The sequence below is a fragment of the Nocardioides cremeus genome (assembly GCF_030518195.1).
In the GTDB taxonomy this organism is placed as follows: domain Bacteria; phylum Actinomycetota; class Actinomycetes; order Propionibacteriales; family Nocardioidaceae; genus Nocardioides; species Nocardioides cremeus.
Window position 1 is genome coordinate 227177 of sequence record NZ_JAULSC010000001.1, and the last position, 18055, is coordinate 245231.

The 18055-nt window shown below is 75.2% G+C and carries 19 protein-coding genes; 5 read left to right on the forward strand and 14 right to left on the reverse strand.

Annotation, left to right across the window (positions count from 1 at the left end; translation table 11 throughout):
* Positions 1-103: 103 nt before the first annotated feature.
* The 5 genes from QWJ41_RS01055 to QWJ41_RS01075 form a co-directional block, all read right to left on the reverse strand.
* The gene (locus QWJ41_RS01055) at positions 104-1090 is read right to left on the reverse strand and encodes a DMT family transporter (RefSeq protein ID WP_302705274.1); all 987 of its coding nucleotides are present in this window, start codon (positions 1088-1090) and stop codon (positions 104-106) included.
* On the reverse strand, positions 1087-1899 hold the full coding sequence (locus tag QWJ41_RS01060; RefSeq protein WP_302705275.1) for an IclR family transcriptional regulator: 813 nt from the start codon (positions 1897-1899) through the stop codon (positions 1087-1089). The genes QWJ41_RS01055 and QWJ41_RS01060 overlap by 4 nt, the downstream gene beginning before the upstream one ends.
* 30 nt (positions 1900-1929) lie before the next feature.
* A complete protein-coding gene (locus QWJ41_RS01065; protein WP_302705276.1) occupies positions 1930-2394 on the reverse strand; it encodes a hypothetical protein in 465 nt (154 codons plus the stop codon).
* Positions 2395-2456: 62 nt separating this feature from the next.
* Positions 2457-3662: an MFS transporter gene (locus QWJ41_RS01070; RefSeq protein WP_302705277.1), complete on the reverse strand. Its 1206-nt coding sequence runs from the start codon at positions 3660-3662 to the stop codon at positions 2457-2459.
* 136 nt (positions 3663-3798) lie between these two features.
* On the reverse strand, positions 3799-5121 hold the full coding sequence (locus QWJ41_RS01075) for a choice-of-anchor P family protein (protein ID WP_302705278.1): 1323 nt from the start codon (positions 5119-5121) through the stop codon (positions 3799-3801).
* 205 nt (positions 5122-5326) lie between these two features.
* On the opposite strand from QWJ41_RS01075, the gene QWJ41_RS01080 reads away from it, so the two are divergent.
* Positions 5327-6181, forward strand: coding sequence for a patatin-like phospholipase family protein (locus QWJ41_RS01080; RefSeq protein WP_302705279.1), 855 nt, complete (start codon positions 5327-5329; stop codon positions 6179-6181).
* Between the two features lie 19 nt (positions 6182-6200).
* On the opposite strand, the gene dtd is transcribed toward QWJ41_RS01080, so the two are convergent.
* On the reverse strand, positions 6201-6632 hold the full coding sequence (gene dtd / locus QWJ41_RS01085; RefSeq protein WP_302705280.1) for a D-aminoacyl-tRNA deacylase: 432 nt from the start codon (positions 6630-6632) through the stop codon (positions 6201-6203).
* Between the two features lie 68 nt (positions 6633-6700).
* On the opposite strand from dtd, the gene QWJ41_RS01090 reads away from it, so the two are divergent.
* On the forward strand, positions 6701-7093 hold the full coding sequence (locus tag QWJ41_RS01090; RefSeq protein WP_302705282.1) for an MmcQ/YjbR family DNA-binding protein: 393 nt from the start codon (positions 6701-6703) through the stop codon (positions 7091-7093).
* 18 nt (positions 7094-7111) lie between these two features.
* Here the strand turns inward: QWJ41_RS01090 and QWJ41_RS01095 are convergent, their stop codons facing one another.
* The 8 genes from QWJ41_RS01095 to QWJ41_RS01130 all read right to left on the reverse strand — a co-directional run bounded on the left by QWJ41_RS01095 (position 7112) and on the right by QWJ41_RS01130 (position 14225).
* A complete protein-coding gene (locus QWJ41_RS01095) occupies positions 7112-7978 on the reverse strand; it encodes an HpcH/HpaI aldolase/citrate lyase family protein (protein ID WP_302705283.1) in 867 nt (288 codons plus the stop codon).
* Between the two features lies 1 nt (position 7979).
* Positions 7980-9098 (reverse strand): HpcH/HpaI aldolase/citrate lyase family protein, encoded by a 1119-nt coding sequence (locus QWJ41_RS01100; protein WP_302705284.1) that lies wholly within the window; start codon positions 9096-9098, stop codon positions 7980-7982.
* Positions 9099-9181: 83 nt separating this feature from the next.
* Positions 9182-9778, reverse strand: coding sequence for a DnaJ family domain-containing protein (locus QWJ41_RS01105; RefSeq protein ID WP_302705285.1), 597 nt, complete (start codon positions 9776-9778; stop codon positions 9182-9184).
* Positions 9779-9832: 54 nt separating this feature from the next.
* Complete coding sequence (locus QWJ41_RS01110; RefSeq protein ID WP_302705287.1) at positions 9833-10165, reverse strand: hypothetical protein; 333 nt, start codon at positions 10163-10165, stop codon at positions 9833-9835.
* Between the two features lie 52 nt (positions 10166-10217).
* Positions 10218-10574: a hypothetical protein gene (locus tag QWJ41_RS01115; RefSeq protein ID WP_302705288.1), complete on the reverse strand. Its 357-nt coding sequence runs from the start codon at positions 10572-10574 to the stop codon at positions 10218-10220.
* A 60-nt stretch (positions 10575-10634) separates the two neighbouring features.
* Positions 10635-12092 carry an MFS transporter gene (locus QWJ41_RS01120; RefSeq protein WP_302705289.1) on the reverse strand — a complete coding sequence of 486 codons (1458 nt, stop codon included), beginning with the start codon at positions 12090-12092 and terminating at the stop codon, positions 10635-10637.
* Entirely contained in the window at positions 12089-13456 is a 1368-nt protein-coding gene (locus QWJ41_RS01125) for a M20/M25/M40 family metallo-hydrolase (RefSeq protein ID WP_302705290.1), read from the reverse strand. The genes QWJ41_RS01120 and QWJ41_RS01125 overlap by 4 nt, the downstream gene beginning before the upstream one ends.
* A gap of 148 nt (positions 13457-13604) precedes the next feature.
* Positions 13605-14225: a nitroreductase family protein gene (locus QWJ41_RS01130; RefSeq protein WP_302705291.1), complete on the reverse strand. Its 621-nt coding sequence runs from the start codon at positions 14223-14225 to the stop codon at positions 13605-13607.
* 67 nt (positions 14226-14292) lie between these two features.
* Here QWJ41_RS01130 and QWJ41_RS01135 point away from each other — a divergent pair, with 67 nt between their 5' ends.
* From QWJ41_RS01135 to hutI, 3 genes are read left to right on the forward strand one after another with little or no spacing between them, the layout of a single operon-like run.
* A complete protein-coding gene (locus tag QWJ41_RS01135; protein WP_302705293.1) occupies positions 14293-15513 on the forward strand; it encodes an allantoate amidohydrolase in 1221 nt (406 codons plus the stop codon).
* Entirely contained in the window at positions 15510-16844 is a 1335-nt protein-coding gene (locus QWJ41_RS01140) for a formimidoylglutamate deiminase (RefSeq protein WP_336623269.1), read from the forward strand. Before QWJ41_RS01135 ends, QWJ41_RS01140 begins: the two co-directional genes overlap by 4 nt.
* Positions 16841-18016, forward strand: coding sequence for an imidazolonepropionase (gene hutI / locus QWJ41_RS01145; protein ID WP_302705294.1), 1176 nt, complete (start codon positions 16841-16843; stop codon positions 18014-18016). Before QWJ41_RS01140 ends, hutI begins: the two co-directional genes overlap by 4 nt.
* The last annotated feature ends 39 nt before the right edge of the window (positions 18017-18055 follow it).

Consider the following 18055-nt stretch of genomic DNA (forward strand, 5'->3'; position numbering starts at 1 on the left):
AAGAAAGTGACACATGTTCACGTCACTGTCGAGGCGCTCGTCACAGTGTGGGCACCGACCCGGTCCCACGTGCGGCGTTTCGCCGAGTCCGGCCCCTGGAGGGTCAGCCGGGGTCGGTGCGTCGCGGCACGCCCGGCAGTGCCGCAGTGGGGCCGGCGGCCACCGCCGCGGCGTTCACGGCGCCCTGCTCGTCGCGGGCCAGCCCGGCCACGGCGGCCAGGATGAGCGCGGCGCCGACGAGCCCCGTGGGCGCCAGCCGCTCACCCAGCACGACCGCGGCCAGTGCCGCCGCCGACAGCGGCTCGACCAGGGTGACCAGCGTCGCGGTCGAGCCGCGCGTGGTGCGCAGGCCCGCGTAGAAGGCGGCGTACGCGGCGGCCATGGTGAAGACACCGAGGTAGGCCAGCAGGGCGAGCACCCCGGGGTCGGCGGTGAGCAGGGGGCCGCCGCCGAGCACGGCGAGCGGCACCAGGACCAGCACACCGACGCCGGTGGTGGCCGCGGTGAGCACGAGGGGCGGGGTGCCGCGGGCCAGGTCACCGCCCCAGCCGGTCGCCAGCGCGTAGAGGACGCCGGCGGCGACGGCGACCGCGAGCCCCGCCGCCGGCCGGGGCCCGACCGCACCGCCGCCGTGGCCGGTGGCGGTGGAGACCAGGACGAGGCCGGCCAGGGCCGAGGCGACCACGACCAGCCGGGTCGGGCCCGGCACCCGTCGGGCGCTCACCGCCTCGCCGACCCCGAGCAGCACCGGGGCCAGCCCCAGGCTCACCACGGTCGCGACGGTGACTCCGGCCCAGGTGACGGCCAGGAAGTAGAGCAGCTGGTAGCCCGCCGTCGCCAGACCGACGGCCAGCACCCGCCGCGGCCGCTGGCGCAGCAGCACGAGCAGGCGGCCGCCGGCACGCTGGGCCAGCACCACCACCAGCAGCGCCACCAGGGCCAGTCCCAGGCGCCAGGCGCTGATGGTCGGCACCGTCATCGGCACTCGTTCGCGCACGAGCTGGACCACCAGGCCGCCGGTGCCCCAGAGGAAGGCGGCCAGGGCGACCTGCGGCACGCCCCACCGGGCCCCGGCGCGGCTCGCCGTCACCGGGCCCGCCCGCCGCCGAGGCGGCGGGTCAGCTGGTCGGCGGTGCGGCGGACCTCGGCGGCCAGGGCCTCGACCCCGTCGGCCCCGGCGGCCCCGTCGACTTCGGCGACCGGGTAGGTCAGCGCCACACCCGCCACGGGGTGGTCGTTGTGGTCGCGCACGGCGGCGGCGACGCTGGCCATGCCCTCGCTCACCTCGCCGTCCTCGGTGGCGTACCCGCGCTGCCGGGTCTGCACCAGCAGTTCCTTGAGGGCGCGCGGGGTGGCCGGGCCCAGGCCGGTGCGCTCGACCATCGACTCGGGGCCGGGAAAGGTCGCGCGGACCTGGGCGGGCGACAGCCCGGCCAGCACGGCGCGGCCGCTGGCGGTCAGGTGGGCCGGGAGGCGGACCCCCACGTCGGTGACTAGGGGAGGGCGCCCGGGGGCGCGCTCCTCGAGCACGTAGAGCACGTCGCGACCGTGCAGCACCGCCAGGTGCGCGTTGTGGCCGGTGCGGTCGACCAGGGTGGCCAGGGCCCGGCGCGCGATGCGCTGCAGCGGCACCTGTCGGGCGTAGCCGGAGCCGACCTCGAAGGCCGCCACGCCCAGGCCGTAGAGGTGCTCCTCGGGCAGGTGGGTCACGAAGCCCTCCTCGACCATCACGCCGAGCAGGTGGTACGCCGTGGAGCGGGGCAGGTCGCAGGCGCGGGCGATCCGGTCGACCGGCACCGGGTCGGGCTGGCCGGCCAGGAAGCGCAGCACCCGGAGGGTGCGGGTCGCTGCCGGCACCTGGGTGCCGGGGCGGCGCGGTGGGAGCGCGGCGGGCTGCATGTTCGCAGCCTCCCAGACCCGCGGGGCGGGTCAGGCGCGGTGTCGGCCCTCGGAGTCGTCGTCGGTGCCGTTCCCGTGGTCATTCGCGTGGTCGTGGGTGACGCCGTTCCCGGGGTCGTTCGTCGGGGCGGTGTCCGTCCCGGTGCTGTGCTCGGCCTCGCGGTGCGGGTCGAGGTCGTCGGCGGCACGCAGTCGGTCCTCCTGCTGCGCCTCGTCGTGGGCCAGCACCTGCTCGGCCAGGTGCACGTCGCGGTCGGCCTCGTCGGCGCGGGCGTGCGCCTCGTCGGCGCGCACCTGCGCCTCCTCGACCCGGTTGCGCGACGCCGCGATCGGCTCGTCGTGGGCGGCCGCCTGCGTGCGCAGCTGGCCGGCCTGCTCGACCCGTGCGGACCGGAGGCGGGCGTTGCGCTGCAGCAGCACCACCACGGCGACCGCGACGAGAGCGGCGACGACCAGGACGGCGATGACGAGGAGGACCAGGCTGGTGGTGGACATGGGTGTCCCCTACCCCGATCGCGGCCTTCTCGAACCCGTTCACCCGGACGGGTCGCATCCCCTCAGGCCAGGTCGCGCTCGTCGCGCACCGGCACCAGGCCCACCGCCAGCAGCGGGAAGAGCCCGGCGAGGGTGAAGGCGGCGGCGTATCCGGCCCGGTCGACCAGGAGCCCCGCGAGCGGCGGCACGGCCGAGGCGGTGAGGTACTGCGCGGTGTTCTGGGCGCCCAGGGCCCGCCCCGACCAGTGCGGCCCGGCGCGCTCGGCGACGGCGGTGAAGGCCAGGCCGTTGTCGGCGACGGTCAGCACGGTGGCCAGCACCACCAGCGGCACCGCCACCGCCGCGTCCTGGCCGGCAGCCAGGCCCAGCAGCACCATCGTGAGGCCCGCGGCGACGGCCACCCACCGCAGCGGGCGCAGCCGGCTGGCCACCACGTCGCTGAGCTGGCCGGCGGCGATCCGGCCGAGCGCGCCGGCCAGTTGGGCGCCGGCGACCAGGCTGCCGGCGGCCGCGGCCGACCAGCCGCGGTCGCTGACCAGCCAGACCAGGGCGAAGGTCCACACCAGGAACTGCGGGACCACCAGCAGCACCGAGACGCCGTGGATGCGAGCGAGGTAGGAGTCGCGGCGGTAGGGGTTGGGGGCGCGCTCCCCGGCGCGGAGCGCGGGACGGGGCGGGTCGACCACCACGAGGGCGACCACGAGCGCGGCGAGGGTCGCGAGGGCGACCGGGACGCCCAGCGCGGCCGCGACGCCGTACGACTCGGCGACGACCGCGATGCTGATGGCCGCCACCGCGACCCCGGTGGGCTGCGCCATCTGGCGCACCCCCATGGCCAGGCCGCGCCGGTGCGGCGGGAACCAGCCGACCACCACCCGGCCGCTGGCCGAGCCGGTGCTCGCCGCGGCGGCGCCGGCGACCAGGAGGGCGACGAACAGCGCGACCGGGCCGCGCACGGCCATCGCGACCACGCCCGCCACGGCCGTCAGCGCGAGGCCGGTGACCAGCACGAAGCGCTCGCCGCGGCGGTCGGTGAGCAGGCCCCAGGCGACCAGGGTGAGCATCACGCCGATCGTCGGCGCTGCCGCGACCAGCCCGGCCTGCGGCAGGCTCAGGCCCTCGTCGCGCAGCACCGGGATCAGGAACGCCGGGCCGTGGATCGTCACCGCGGCCGCGCCCTGGGCCAGCGTCGAGGCACCCAGCATCGCCCAGCGGCGCCGGGTCGTGGGCCGCGTCGCGGGCGGGCTCGTGGACGTGCGGGTGGTCACCGCCCCATCTGACGCCCTCGCTGTGCGGTGGGGCCACTCGTCCCACGCCTCGGCGGTGTGAGAAACCAGACGGCCCGGGACGACGGCCCGCGTGCTGCGGGTCGTCGCCCCGGGCCGGTGCCGGGTGCGGGTCGGGTCAGCGGTCGGCGATCGACAGCTTCGACGTGGCCAGGTCGATCACGGCGCCGGTGCCGTCGAGCAGCGTGATGCGCAGCCCGACGATGCGGATGCCGTCCTTGATCTTCTTCTTCAGGCCGGTCTCGATCTTTAGCACGCCCGGGATCTCGAGCCCGTCGAGGTCCTCGAGGCTCTGCGGGTCACCGTCGCCGCCGGTGATGGAGCCGACCTTGGCGGTGGCGCTGCGCTTGAGCCTGCCGTTCTTCAGCCGGGTGACCGTGGCCTTCGACTCGATGGCGTCGAGCACCAGGGCGCCGCCGCCGAGGTCCAGCTCGGCGATGCGCGCGACCTCGGTCCCGACGGCCTTGCGGTTGGTCTGCTTGCCGCGCTGGCGGGCGCTGGCGGCCTGGACGACGATCTGGTCGCCCAGGTTGACGTCGGCGGCGTCGGCCTCGAGGACCTCGCCGTCGGTGCCCAGGCAGGGCATCACCTCACGGACGACCCGGCCGACCTCGGCGAGCTCGCCGAGCACCTTGGCCTTCACGGGGATGGCGCTGCCGCCGAAGATGCCGGTCTTGAAGCCCCGCTCGAGCTTCGACATGCTGCGCGCCAGCTTGATGGTGGTCCCGGACGGGACCAGCTCGACAACCACGCCGACGGCGTACGCGCGGGAGCGGTCCTTGGCCGGCTCGGGCTTCTCGATCATCCGGCCCAGGGTGATGTTGGCCAGCCCGGGGACGGGGATGGTCTCGCCGGGCGAGGGGATGTCGATCTGGACCGGGTCGCCGCCGGCCGGGGTGAGGGTGATGCCGGCGATCTTGGTCTCGGCGCTCGCCTGCCAGCCGTCCTTCGCGCTGAACGACGCCTGGGTGGTCGACACGATGCCGTTGATCGACAGGCTGCCCAGCGGGGTCTCGGCGAGCACGAGCTCGGCGACCTTGTGCTTGGACTTCTGGAAGGTGGTGCCGCCCTTCTTCTTGCTCACCACCCGGGAGAAGACGCCGCGCACGGTGCCCAGGCCGGGGATCTCGCTCTCCTCGACGAAGTTGCGGTTCTTCCGGCCGGCGATGGTCGTGCAGGCCATCGAGCTCAGGGCCACGCGGCTGGAGTCGACGGGCAGCTCGCCGCCCTCGACCGAGGTGCCGTAGCCGTTGCCCTTGAAGACGAAGGGGGTGCGGGTGCGCTTCTCGAGGACGCTGGGGGCGGCCGCCGTGGCGGCGGTGGACCCCTCGCGCGGGGTCGGCTCGGCGGCGCCGGCGGTGGGTGCCAGGGCCAGGCTGAGCGCCAGGGCAGCGGATGTGGCCAGGCTGGCCACCAGGGGGACAGGCTTGGTGGGGGACATGAGACTCCTTCGACGCGGAGCCCGGTCCCGAGTCAGGAGTCCGCGTGGTCGGTGGGGGGCGGTGCCGGTGAGTTGCCGGTGGGGGCCGTGAGGCTGGTGCCGCTGGTCCACACCAGTGTGCCGATCCTGGGGCGCGCGCGTGGCGTTTTGCCTCACCCGGTCGGTGAAGTCTCACCCCGGCCACCGGTGCGACACACTGGCGCCCATGAAGGCACTCGTGCTCGGCGGCGGCGGCATCACCGGCATCGCTTGGGAGACCGGACTGCTCACCGGGTTGGCCGCGGCCGGCGCCGACCTGACCGGTGCCGACCGGGTCATAGGCACCTCGGCGGGCTCGATCGTGGGCTCCCAGGTCACCAGCGACACCCCGCTCGAGGAGCTCTACCGGCGCCAGCTCCTCGAGCCCGGCGCCCCCGAGGGACCGACCGAGGCGCCGCTGGCGGCGATCGGCCCGCGGGTGCTGGCGACGTACGCCGTCGCGATGCTGCGCGCCCGCGGCGACGCCGAGCGGTTCGGCCGGCTGCTGGGCACCCGCGCGGTGCGGGCCGCGGCGCGCGGGCGGACCCCCAGCATCGCCGAGCGCTACGACCAGGTGCGCCAGCGGCTGACCACGACGCAGTGGCCCGACCGCGACCTGGTCGTCACCGCCGTCGACGCCGCGACCGGTGAGCTGGCCGCCTTCCGGCCCGGCGGAGAGGTCGGGCTCGAGGACGCCGTCAACGCCAGCTGCGCGGTGCCGTGCGTCTACCCCGCGATCCCGATCGGCGCGCGCACCTACGTCGACGGCGGCATGCGCTCGGGCGCCAACGCCGACCTCGCCGAGGGCTGCGACCGCGTCGTGGTGCTCTCGCCGCTGGACCGCTCGCTCGGGCCGATCCGCAGCGCCCGGCAGCAGCTCGAGGAGCTCGGCGTGCCGTACCTGGTGATCACCCCCGACGACGCCTCCCGCGCCGCGATCGGCAAGAACGTGCTCGACCCCGCCGCCCGGCCGGGCTCGGCGCGCGCCGGGCACGCCCAGGCGGCGGCGTACGCCGACCGGGTGCGCGAGCTCTGGGGCTGACTCTGCGGCTGAGCGCGCCTCAGCGGGGGCTGTCGAGGAGCATCGTGACCGGGCCGTCGTTGACGCTCTCGACCTGCATGTCGGCGCCGAAGCGGCCGCGCTCGACGTGCGCGCCCAGGCGCTCGAGCTCGGCGCACAGGGCCTCGTAGAGCGGCTCGCTGACCGGGCCGGGGGCGGCCGCCGACCAGGAGGGGCGCCGGCCCTTGCGGACCTCGCCGTAGAGCGTGAACTGGCTGACCACCAGCACCGGCGCGTCGGCGTCGACGGCCGAGCGCTCCTCGCGCAGCACCCGCAGCTCCCAGATCTTGCGGGCGGTCCAGGCCACGTCGGCGGGGCCGTCGCCGTGGGTGACGCCGAGGTAGACCAGCAGCCCGGGCCGGTCGGTGCGGCCCACCACCTCCCCGTCGACCACCACGCGCGCATGCAGGGTTCGCTGGATGACGGCTCGCACGCGCCCATGGTGGCCCCCACGGGCGCGCGGGCCTGGACGCCACCCCGTGCGTCGAGCAGTCTGTGCGCGTGGCCCACCCGCGGATGTTCGACGACGACCCGGTCCTGGCGCGTGTGCGTGCGATCGCGCTGGCCGGGCCCGACGCCGCCGAGAAGGTCAGCCACGGCCGCCCGGCGTTCTTCACCACCAAGGTCTTCGCCTACTACGGCGGCTCGCTCAAGCTCGACGGCGAGTGGGTGCAGCACCCGCAGTCGGTGATGGTGCTGCCCGACCCCGACGACCGGGCGGCGCTGGTCGACGACCCCCGGGTCTTCGTGCCGGCCTACCTCGGGCCCTCCGGGTGGCTGGGCGTCGACCTCGACCTGGGGCGCAGCGACTGGGACGAGGTCGCCGAGCTGCTCGACGCGTCGTACCGCCACACCGCCGGGGCGCGCCGGGTGGCGCGCCTCGACGGTCGCTGAGGGCGTACGCCGCCTGGCTCAGCCCTCGAGTGCCTGCACGGCGTCGTGGATGGCCAGGGTGCGGCGGGCCGACTCGACGTGCAGGTTCTCGACCATCTTGTTCTTGTAGGTCACCACGCCGGAGCCGCGTCCGTCCTCCCAGGCCTGGATCAGGCCGCGGGCGTCCTCGACCGCCTCGGGCGAGGGAGCGAACTGCTCGTTGGCCGGCGCGACCTGGCCGGGGTGGATCAGGGTCTTGCCGTCGAAGCCCATCTGGCGGCCCTGGGTGCACTCGGCCAGGAAGCCTTCGTCGTCCTTGACGTCGTTGTAGACCCCGTCGAGGATCTGCACGCCCGCGGCGCGGGCGGCCAGAAGGCTCAACGACAGCGAGGTCAGCAGCGGGGCGCGGCCGGGCACGTGCTCGGCGTACAGCTCCTTGACCAGGTCGTTGGTGCCCATCACCAGCACGGCCAGGCGCTCGGAGGCGGCGGCGATCTCGCGGACGTTGAAGATCGCCTCGGGCGTCTCGACCATCGCCCACAGGCGGGTGTGGTCGGGGGCGCCGGCCTTCTCGAGGGCCGCCACCAGGGCGTGCACCTCCTCGGCGCTGTTGACCTTGGGCACCACGACCGCGGCGGGGCCGGCCTGGGCGGCGGCGACGATGTCGTCGTCGTGCCACTCGGTGCCGATGCCGTTGACGCGGATGGTCACGGTGCGCCGGCCGTACTCGCCGGAGGAGGCGGCCGCGGCGGCCTGCTCGCGCGCGGCGGGCTTGGCGTCGGGGGCGACGGCGTCCTCGAGGTCGAGGATCAAGCCGTCGCAGGCGATCGACTTGGCCTTCTCGAGCGCCCGCTCGTTGGAGCTGGGCATGTAGAGGACGCTGCGCAGGGGGGTCACGTCGGTCATCTCAGGACTCCTGTCCGGGCTGGCCGGGAATCTCGATGGCGTCGTACTGCTTCTTGAGCTCGGGGTCGATCGCGGCCAGCTCCTCGGCCAGCTCGACCATCACCAGGCACTGCTTGAGCGAGGCGTCGTCCTCCATCTTGCCGTCGAGCATCACCGCGCCGGTGCCGTCGCCCATGGCGGCGACCACCCGGCGGGCGTGGGTGACGTCCTCGACGCTGGGGCTGAAGACGCGGTTGGCGATGGCGATCTGCTTGGGGTGCAGGCTCCAGGTGCCGACGCAGCCGAGCAGGAAGGCGTTGCGGAACTGGTCCTCGCAGGCCACCACGTCGGCGATGTCGCCGAAGGGGCCGTAGTAGGGGTAGATGCCGTGCATCGCGCAGGCGTCGACCATGCGGGCGATCGTGTAGTGCCACAGGTCCTGCTGGTACGTCGTGCGGGCGGCGTTGACCGCCTCCTCGCCGGAGCCGTCGGGGTCCTGGCGCACCAGGTAGCCGGGGTGCCCGCCGCCGACGCGGGTGGTCTTCATGCGGCGGTCGGCGGCCAGGTCGGCCGGGCCCAGCGAGAGGCCCTGCATGCGCGGGCTGGCGCCGCAGATCTCCTCGACGTTGGCCACGCCGCGCGCGGTCTCGAGGATCGCGTGCACGAGGATCGGCTTCTCGAGCCCGGCCTTGGCCTCGAGCTGGGCCAGCAGGCGGTCGACGTAGTGGATGTCCTCGGCGCCCTGCACCTTGGGCACCATGATCACGTCGAGCTTGTGCCCGATCGCCGGCACCAGCGTGGTCAGGTCGTCGAGCACCCAGGGGCTGTCGAGGGCGTTGATCCGGGTCCACAGCTGGGTGGGCCCGCTAGCCCCTCCGAGGTTGGCGGTCTCGCTCGCGATCTTCACCAGGCCGTCGCGGGCGGCCTCCTTGTTGTCGGCCTTGACGGCGTCCTCGAGGTTGCCGAGCAGCACGTCGACGCTGCCGACCATCTGCGGGATCTTCGCCGCCATCTTGGCGTTGCTGGGGTCGAAGAAGTGGATCGCCCGGCTGGGCCGGGCCGGGATCTCGCTCGGCGGGGTCGGTGCCCCCACGGCGAGGGGGCGGAAGAAGTCCTTGGCGCTGCGGCTCGAGCTGGGCATGCGCGCGAAAGTAGCAGCGAAGCGTTACCCGTGGGTATGACGGATCTGACAGCGGCGGGGTGGTCCGGGTGGCCGCACGAGCGTCAGCGGCGGCGCCACCAGGGTCGCCAGGGGGTGGAGGCGGCGGCGTCGACCTGGGCCTGGCGCTCGGCCTCCGCGCGGGCACGGGCCACCGCCGCACGCGCCGTACGCCGCTCGCGCCAGGCGGCGAGGGTCGCCTCGACATCGCGGGGCATGGTGATCAGCGGTGGGGTGCCGTCGGCGGGGGTGTAGCGGGCGCGGATGACCCGGGCGTTGAAGTCCTCGACCTCGCGGCGGGCCTCGCGCTCGACGGCGAGGGTGTCGAGCCGGGCGTCGAGCTCGGCGTCGTCCTTGCGCAGCTGCAGGCTCGGGGGCAGCACCCCGGTGATCTGCTCGCGCTCGACGAGGCGCTTGACCCACCAGTCGGGGTCGTGCTCGGAGCCGAGGTCCTCGATCGGCCGGCCGCTGCCGGGCAGGTCGTCGAACTCGCCCTTGGCCATCGCCACCCGCACCTGCTGGTCGACCCAGGTGGCCTGGTTGGCGATCCGGGCGGCGGCGATGCTCTCACCGCTGCGCTTGCGCCGCTCGACCTCGTCGGCGGCCCGGGACTCGTCGGTGGGCCGCGCGGCGTCGGCGCGGCGGCGGGGCTCCTCGGACATGTCGCCACCTCCCTCGCCCCGATGATAGGCAGCCCGCCCGAGGCGGGCGGCGGCTCAGGAGCCGAACAGCAGCTGCAGGGAGACCAGCCCGAGCAGGCCGAAGGTGACGACCGAGCCGAGGACCACCAGCGTCCAGGCGTCGGTCCGCAACCGCACCCGTCGGGCCTGGAGGACCATCGCCGCGGAGACCAGGAACGGGACCGCCAGCACGACCGCGACCGCGATCCCCAGCGAGGCCGTCGAGGAGCTGGTGTCGTTCCAGGAGAGGGTGGCCAGCACCAGGCAGCCGACCAGGGCGAGCAGGTCGAGGGTCAGCACGACGCGCGCCAGCCGGATCAGGCCGACGGGACGTGGCGCGACCGCTCGGGGCGTGAGGTCGGTGGTCATGGGCACATCCTGCTCTCCGGTCTCGGCCGGCGTGGTCGTTGTGGGGGATCGGTCAGTACGGGGCCAGGTAGCGACTGGCGGCGAGGCCCACCAGAGCGATGACGGCGAGCGCGGCCCAGGCCAGCGCCTGGCTGGCCCCCGGGCTGTGCCGGCGCACCCGGTGGGCGAGGCCGAGCAGCGTCAGCGACGCGATCGCGGGCACGGCGAGGATGAAGGCGTAGACGAAGAGCAGGCCCGCCCAGGGATCGGTGTCGACCCAGCCCAGGACCGACAGCGCGACGGCGGCGGCCAGGGCCAGGCAGCTGGGCACCAGTGCCAGCAGCGCCGGCACGGCGTACGCCGCCCCGGGCGAGCGCGACGTCGTCGGGGCGCCGTACATCGTCGGGACCGGGTCGGTGCGGGAGCTCATGGGCACAGCCTGCCCCGCGTCGGGGCCTCCGGTCGTGAGCCCGCGTACCCAGATCGGTGCTCAGGGCACCGGCACGGCCTCGACCGGCGTCTCGGGTGCGTCCTCGACGATGCGCGGCGTCATCAGCAGCACCGCGGCCGCGACGACCGCCGAGACCGAGCAGATGGCCCACACGGTGAGGTAGCCCGACAGCGGGGCCTGGCCGGCGCCCGGCTCGTCGAGGGAGCCGGTGGAGGCCAGGGCGATCGCGAAGACCGAGCTGGCGAAGGCGCCGCCGACGGTCTTGGTCGCGTTGGTCATGCCCGTCGCGAAGCCGGTGCGGTCGGGCGGGGCGGCGGCGGCCGCGGTCGCCGGCAGGGCCGCGACGAGGGCGCCGGAGCCGACACCCGCGACCGCCATGTTCACCAGCGTCTGGGTGGTGGAGTCGTGCAGCGGCAGGAAGAGCCCGTAGCCCAGGGCCACCAGCAGCGCGGCCGTCACCAGCGCGCCGCGGGGGCCGAGCAGGCGGGCGCTGAGCGGCAGCGTGAAGGCGCCGACGGCCAGGAAGACGACGTACACGCCGACCAGGGTGGAGACGAACGCCGCGTCGGCGCCGAGGCCGTAGCCGACCACGTCGGGGTCGGTGCGGGCGAAGGTGGAGAGCGGGATCTGGGCGCCGAGCACGGAGATGCCGAAGAGGAACGCCGTCAGCTGCACCGGCCACTGACCGCGGGTGGCGAGCAGGCGCACGTCGATCATCGGGTCGGGGCGGGAGGCCTCGACGCGGTGGAACGGCACCAGCACGGCGAGCCCGGCGACGATCAGCAGCCACGGCAGCACGCTGGCCGGGCCCTGCAGGCGCACCGCGATCAGTCCGCCCATCACCAGCAGCAGCGCGGCGGTGACCAGCCCGAGGCCGGGCCAGTCGAAGCCGCCGGTGGCCTCGCCGGGCACGTCGTCGATGCCGACCCAGATGACGAGCAGGCACAGCGTGACCACGATCGCGGGCAGCGCCAGCAGCACCGTCATCGAGGTGCGCTCCACGAGCATCCCCGAGGTCAGCGCGCCGATGATCACGGCCAGCTCGAGGGCCCCGACCAGCACGGCGGCCGAGCGGCGGGTCAGCACGCCCTGGCGCCCGGAGCCGGCGGTGCGGCGGTAGATGATCGCGACCTCGAGCGGCAGCCACACGACGTAGAAGCCCTGCAGCGCCCAGGCGACCAGGAAGGTCTCGAAGGACGGTGCGAAGGCCACCCCCCAGGAGGCGGCCGCGGTCACCGCGGTCGAGAGCAGCAGCACCTTCTTGTGGCCCACCAGGTCGCCCAGCCGCGCCAGCGGCGGCACGCACAGCGCCGAGACGAGCAGCTGGGCCGCCTCGAACCAGTTGACGTCGGCGTCCTGGATGCCGAGGTGGTCGGCGATGTCGCTGAAGATCGGCGTGTAGTAGCCCTGCAGCACGCCGCTGGCGAGCTCGACGACGACCAGGAAGCCGACGATCGTGGCCAGGCCACGGGCGCCGGGGGGCAGGGAGCGGTTCACGAGAGCCTCTCGATGAGTCGGCGGTACCAGTCGACGCCGTCGAGGAAGGCCTCGACCCCGATGTGCTCGTCGTAGGAGTGGATGGACTCGCGCTGCGCCTTGGTCATCCGGAACGGCGCGAAGCGGTAGACGCGCTCGCAGATCGCGGTGAAGTGGCGCGAGTCGGTGGCGGCCATCATCACGTACGGCGCGGGCACGGCGTCGGGGAAGACTTCGGTGATCGTCTCCTCGAGCAGCGCGAACGCCTCGTCGACCGTGGCGTGCCCGCCGCGTCCGTCGACGGTGGAGTACGGCGAGACCGGGCTGGCCTCGCCGCTCTCGAGCACGTCGACCTCGATGCCCCTGCCGACGGTGCGCCGCACGTGGGCGAGCACGTCGTCGACGGTGTCGCCGACCATCAGCCGCAGGTTGACCCCGGCCTTCGCGGTGCCGGCGATGACGTTGAGCGCGGGGGAGCCCGACAGCGTGGTGACCGCGGCGGTGGTGCGCGCCATCGCGGCGGTCTCGGGCCCGGCGGCCAGCAGCACCCGGGTCAGGGCCGGGCGCAGCCGCTCGGCGTTGGCCATCAGCGGGCGCAGCGGCAGCGGCGCGTGCGGCGCCAGGCGCCGGAAGAGCTCGATCGTCGGGGCGGGCAGGCTCGCCGGCAGCGGCGCCCTCTCCAGCCGGGTGATGGCACGCGCGATCCGCGCGGTCGGGCCGTTGCGGGCCGGGGTCGAGGCGTGCCCGCCGCGGCCCTCGGCGCGCAGCTCGACCGACGTGGCGCCCTTCTCGGTCACCCCGATGACCCCGATCGGCGCCCCGACCCCGGGGAAGGCCTCGGAGGCGATCGCGCCGCCCTCGTCGAGCACGAACCACGGGCGTACGCCTCGCCGGCGCAGCACCTCGACCGCGAGCGGCGCGGCGTGGCCGAAGACCTCCTCGTCGCACCCGAACGAGAGCCACACGTCCTGGGCGGGGGTGTGCCCGGCCTCGAGCAGGGTCTCGACGGCCTCGCAGATGCCGACCAGGCACCCCTTGTCGTCGAGCGTGCCGCGACCCCACACGGAGCCGTCGGCGATGGCGCCGCTGAAGGGTGGGTGCTGCCACTCGCCCTCGACGGGCACCACGTCGAGGTGGGCCATCAGCACCACCGGGCGGGCGTCGTCGGCGCCGCGCCAGTGCAGCAGCAGGCCGTGGGTGTGCACCCGGGTCAGGTCCAGGTGCTCGTGGAGCAGCGGGAACTGCCGCTCGAGCTCGGCGAGGAACTCGTCGAAGGCGGCGGTGTCGACGAGGTCAGGGTCACGGTGGCTCACCGTCGGGATCCGCACCAGCGCCTGCAGCTTGCCCACCGCGCGCGAGTGCTCCGCGCCCTCCCTCAAGGTCACGGGCGCAGGCTACGCGCCCGCCCGGGCGCGACGGACCGGAACGTCGGGTCTCGCATCCGAGACAGCGGTGGCGGTGCGGGCCGTTGACCCACGCGGCTGCGCTGGCTGGACTGGGGGCGTGCCCCAGACCCCTCCCCGCCCGGCCTGGTCAGGCCCAGCCGCCCCGGTGCACGACCTCGTCCACGGGACGCCGCCGCCGGGTGGCGGGCGAGCCCTTGGTGCCGCGGCGCTCGGCCCGGTGCCCGATCGTGATCACCCCGACCGGGTCGACGTCGTCGGGCACCGCGAACTCCTCGCGCACCTCCGGCTCCCGGTGCGGCGGCAGCCCGAAGAAGCACGCCCCCAGCCCCTCGTCGACCGCGGTCTGCAGGATCAGCAGGCTGGCCATCGCCGCGTCCATGTGCCAGTAGGGCACCGTCCACGGGTCGCCGGCGGGCGCGCCGTTGCGCCGGCGGGTGCCGTCCTTGTCGGGCTCGGCGTAGCGCTCGAGATAGGCCGCGCGGCTGCTGCACGGCACGACCACCACCGGCGCCCGCATCATCCCCGCCAGCCAGCGGTCCGGGTCGTCGACGTCGTCGGAGGTGGCGCGCCAGAAGCGGCGTACGTCGTCGGGGGTGTCGAGCACCAGGAACGACCAGCCCTGGCTGAAGCCGGCGCTGGGCGCGCGGGTGGCGTTGTCGAGCATCCGGTCGACCTGCTCGCGCGCGACCGGCCGGTCGGCGTAGTCACGCACCATCCGTCGGCGGCGCACGACGTCCTGGAACTCCATGAGGTCGAGTATGTCCGTGAGCAGTGGGAGCAGTGGGAGCAGCACGACGGGAGAGGCGGGTGGCCCGGTGGCCGATGACTTCGAGGCCATGTGGCGCGCGCTGGCGCCGGTGGGGCGCTCGGACGCCAGCGGCGGCTACTTCCGCCAGCCGTTCGCGAGCGCCGAGGCAGAGTTGCGGGCGTGGTTCGTCGAGGCCTGCGAGCAGCGCGGGCTGCGGGTCGCGGGCGACGGCCTGGGCAACCTCGTCGGCTGGTGGGGAGAGGAGCACGCGACCCGCCCCGACGAGCGGCTGCTGACCGGCTCGCACCTCGACTCCGTGCTCGACGGCGGGGCGTACGACGGCCCGCTCGGGGTGGTCTCCGCGCTCGCCGCGATCGACCGGATGCGCGAGCGCGGCGTCGTGCCGGCGCGCCCGGTCGGGGTCTCGGTCTTCGTCGAGGAGGAGGGCTCGCGCTTCGGGCTGGCCTGCCTCGGCTCTCGGCTGCTGACCGGCGCGACCGCGTGGGCCGACGCGCGCGGGCGGCGCGACCGCGCGGGTGTCGCGCTGCCCGACGCCCTCGAGGCGGCCGGCCTGCCCGGGCCGGCGCCCGACGACCCCGACCTGCTGGCCGGGGTGACCACCTTCGTCGAGCTGCACGTCGAGCAGGGCCGGGCGCTGGTCGACCTGGGTCGCGCGATCGGGGTGGCGAGCGGGATCTGGCCGCACGGGCGCTACCGCTTCGAGCTCACCGGCACCGCCGACCACGCCGGCACGACCCGGATGCAGGACCGCGCCGACCCGATGCTGACCTATGCGGCGACCGCGCTGGCCGCCGACGAGCAGGCCCGCCTCAGCGGCTCGCGGGCCACCTTCGGCCGGGTCGAGGTCGTGCCCAACGGCACCAACGCCGTGCCCTCGCGGGTCACCGCCTGGCTCGACGCCCGCGCGGAGTCGGAGGACGCGCTGGCCGGGCTGGTGGCCGCGCTCGAGCAGCGCGCTGTCAGCCGCGCCGAGACCGACGGCACCGGGGTGCGGGTGGTCGCCGAGTCGGTCTCGGGCCTCGTGCGCTTCGACCCCGACCTGGCCCGCCGCGTCGCCGCCGACCACACCGGCGGCGACTGGCCGGTGCTGCCGACCCAGGCCGGCCACGACGCGGGCGTCCTGTCCGCGGCCGGCATCCCCACCGTGATGCTCTTCGTGCGCAACCCCACCGGCGTCTCCCACTCCCCGGCCGAGCACGCCGAGCTACCCGACTGCCTGGCCGGCGTCGACGCGCTGGCCGACACCCTCGAGCGGCTGTGCACGTGACGGGGCCGATGACGGCGTACCTGCTGGAGCGGGCGTGGGTCGAGGGTCGTGTCCAGGACGACGTGCTGGTCGAGGTCGAGGGCGGCCGGTTCACCCGGGTCGAGCCCGACGCCGCTGGCGCGCGGGAGGTCGAGAGGGTCCCGGGCCTGACCCTGCCCGGCCTGGCGAACAACCACAGCCACGCCTTCCACCGGGCGCTGCGGGGGCGCACCCAGCGCGGGGGCGGCACGTTCTGGACCTGGCGCGAGCAGATGTACGACCTGGCCGAGCGGCTGGAGCCCGACGACTACCTGCAGCTGGCGACCGCGCTCTACCGCGAGATGGCGGCGGTGGGGATCACGACGGTGGGGGAGTTCCACTACCTGCACCACGCGCCCGGCGGGCGGGCCTACGCCGAGCCCAACGAGACCGGGCTGGTGCTCGTCGAGGCCGCGCGGCGCGCGGGCATCCGGATCGCCCTGCTCGACACCTGCTACCTCTCATCGGGCTTCGCGGCGCCGGTCGAGGGTGCCCAGCTGCGCTACAGCGACGGCGACGCCGAGCGGTGGGCCCAGCGCGTCGAGGCGCTCGACGCCTCGGTGGCCGGCGCCGACCACGTCGTCGTCGGGGCGGCCGTGCACTCGGTGCGCGCGGTGCCGCGTGACCAGCTGGCCACCGTGGTCGAGGCCGCCCGGGGGCGGCCGCTGCACGTGCACCTGAGCGAGCAGCGCGCCGAGAACGACGCCTGCCGCGCGGCGTACGACGCCTCGCCCACGCAGGTGCTCGCCGAGGCAGGGGTGCTCGGGCCGCTGACCAGCGCGGTGCACGCGACCCACCTCGACGACGCCGACGTGCTCGCCCTGGGCGACAGCCGCACCCGCGCCTGCTTCTGCCCGACCACCGAGCGCGACCTCGGCGACGGGGTCGGCCCGAGCCGGGCGCTGCACGAGGCCGGCAGCGCGCTGAGCCTGGGCTCCGACAGCCACGCCGTGGTCGACCTGCTCGAGGAGATGCGCGCGGTCGAGCTCGACGAGCGGCTGGTCGCCGAGAGCCGGGGCCACTGGAGCGCCGCCGAGCTGCTCGAGGCGGGCCTGGCCCACGACGCGCTGGGCTTCGCCGACGCCGGCCGGATCGCCGTCGGCGCCCGCGCCGACCTGGTCACCCTCGACACGAGCAGCCCCCGCACCGCCGGCACCGGCGCCGACGAGCACACGGCCGTCTTCGCCGCGACCGGCGCCGACGTCACCCGCGTGGTGGTCGACGGCCGGCTCGTGCACACCCGCGAGCAGTCCGCCGACGTGGGCCGCGAGCTCGCCGCCGCCATCGACCGCCTCTGGAAGGACGCCCGATGACCTCCTTGCTGCTGACCGGCATCGCCGAGCTGGCCACCAACGACCCGGCCCGCACCACCGCGGCCGACCCGCTCGGGCTGGTGGTCAGGGCGGCCGTGGTCGTCGAGGGCGGCCGGGTCGCCTGGGTCGGGGAGGCCGCTGACGCGCCGGCCGCCGACGCCGCGGTCGACCTGGGCGGGCGCGCGGTGCTGCCCGGCTTCGTCGACAGCCACAGCCACCTCGTCTTCGCCGGCGACCGGTCGGCGGAGTTCGCAGCCCGGATGGCCGGCGAGAGCTACTCCGCTGGCGGCATCCGCACCACCGTGGCCGCCACCCGCGCCGCCACCGACGAGCAGCTGCTGGCCCACGCAGCCGGCCTGGTCGCCGAGATGCGGCGCCAGGGCACCACCACCGTCGAGATCAAGAGCGGCTACGGCCTGAGCGTGCACGACGAGGCCCGCTCGCTCGCGGTCGCGCGCGAGCTCACCGACGAGACCACCTTCCTCGGCGCCCACGTGGTGCCGCCCGAGCACGCGGACGACCCGGCGGCGTACGTCGACCTGGTGACCGGTCCGATGCTCGAGGCGGCCGCGCCGCACGCCCGCTGGATCGACGCCTTCTGCGAGCGGGGCGCCTTCGACGCCGACCAGGCGCGCGCCGTGCTGGCGGCCGGCGCGGCCGCGGGCCTGCGCGGGCGGCTGCACGCCAACCAGCTGGGCCCCGGCCCGGGCGTGCAGCTGGCCTGCGAGCTCGGCCTGGTCGCCGTCGACCACTGCACCCACCTCGCCGACGCCGACGTCGACGCGCTGCGCGACAGCGGCACCATCGCGACCCTGCTGCCCGGCGTGGAGTTCTCGACGCGCCAGCCCTACCCCGACGCGCGCCGGCTGCTCGACGCTGGCGTCGAGGTCGCGCTGGCCTCCGACTGCAACCCCGGCTCGTGCTTCACCAGCTCGATCCCGTTCTGCGTCGCGCTGGCGGTGCGCGAGATGGGGATGACCCCGGCCGAGGCGGTCCGCGCGGTCACCCTCGGCGGCGCCCGGGCCCTCGACCGCGACGACGTGGGGGCGCTGGTGCCCGGCCGGCGCGCCGACCTGGTCGTGCTCGACGCGCCCAGCCACGTGCACCTGGCCTACCGGCCCGGGGTGCCGCTGGTGCGCGCGGTCTACCGCCGCGGCGTCGCTCTGCACTGAGGTCTTGCCGATGAGTCCCTGCCGCCGGCCGCACGCGTC

What these genes read in the sequence shown, in the direction of transcription:
- QWJ41_RS01060 (WP_302705275.1), bottom strand. Translation starts at nt 1,899, where the DNA reads ATGCAGCCCGCCGCGCTCCCACCGCGCCGCCCCGGCACCCAGGTGCCG.
- QWJ41_RS01065 (WP_302705276.1), bottom strand. Translation starts at nt 2,394, where the DNA reads ATGTCCACCACCAGCCTGGTCCTCCTCGTCATCGCCGTCCTGGTCGTC.
- QWJ41_RS01075 (WP_302705278.1), bottom strand. Translation starts at nt 5,121, where the DNA reads ATGTCCCCCACCAAGCCTGTCCCCCTGGTGGCCAGCCTGGCCACATCC.
- QWJ41_RS01080 (WP_302705279.1), top strand. Translation starts at nt 5,327, where the DNA reads ATGAAGGCACTCGTGCTCGGCGGCGGCGGCATCACCGGCATCGCTTGG.
- QWJ41_RS01095 (WP_302705283.1), bottom strand. Translation starts at nt 7,978, where the DNA reads ATGACCGACGTGACCCCCCTGCGCAGCGTCCTCTACATGCCCAGCTCC.
- QWJ41_RS01100 (WP_302705284.1), bottom strand. Translation starts at nt 9,098, where the DNA reads ATGCCCAGCTCGAGCCGCAGCGCCAAGGACTTCTTCCGCCCCCTCGCC.
- QWJ41_RS01105 (WP_302705285.1), bottom strand. Translation starts at nt 9,778, where the DNA reads ATGTCCGAGGAGCCCCGCCGCCGCGCCGACGCCGCGCGGCCCACCGAC.
- QWJ41_RS01110 (WP_302705287.1), bottom strand. Translation starts at nt 10,165, where the DNA reads ATGACCACCGACCTCACGCCCCGAGCGGTCGCGCCACGTCCCGTCGGC.
- QWJ41_RS01115 (WP_302705288.1), bottom strand. Translation starts at nt 10,574, where the DNA reads ATGAGCTCCCGCACCGACCCGGTCCCGACGATGTACGGCGCCCCGACG.
- QWJ41_RS01130 (WP_302705291.1), bottom strand. Translation starts at nt 14,225, where the DNA reads ATGGAGTTCCAGGACGTCGTGCGCCGCCGACGGATGGTGCGTGACTAC.
- hutI (WP_302705294.1), top strand. Translation starts at nt 16,841, where the DNA reads ATGACCTCCTTGCTGCTGACCGGCATCGCCGAGCTGGCCACCAACGAC.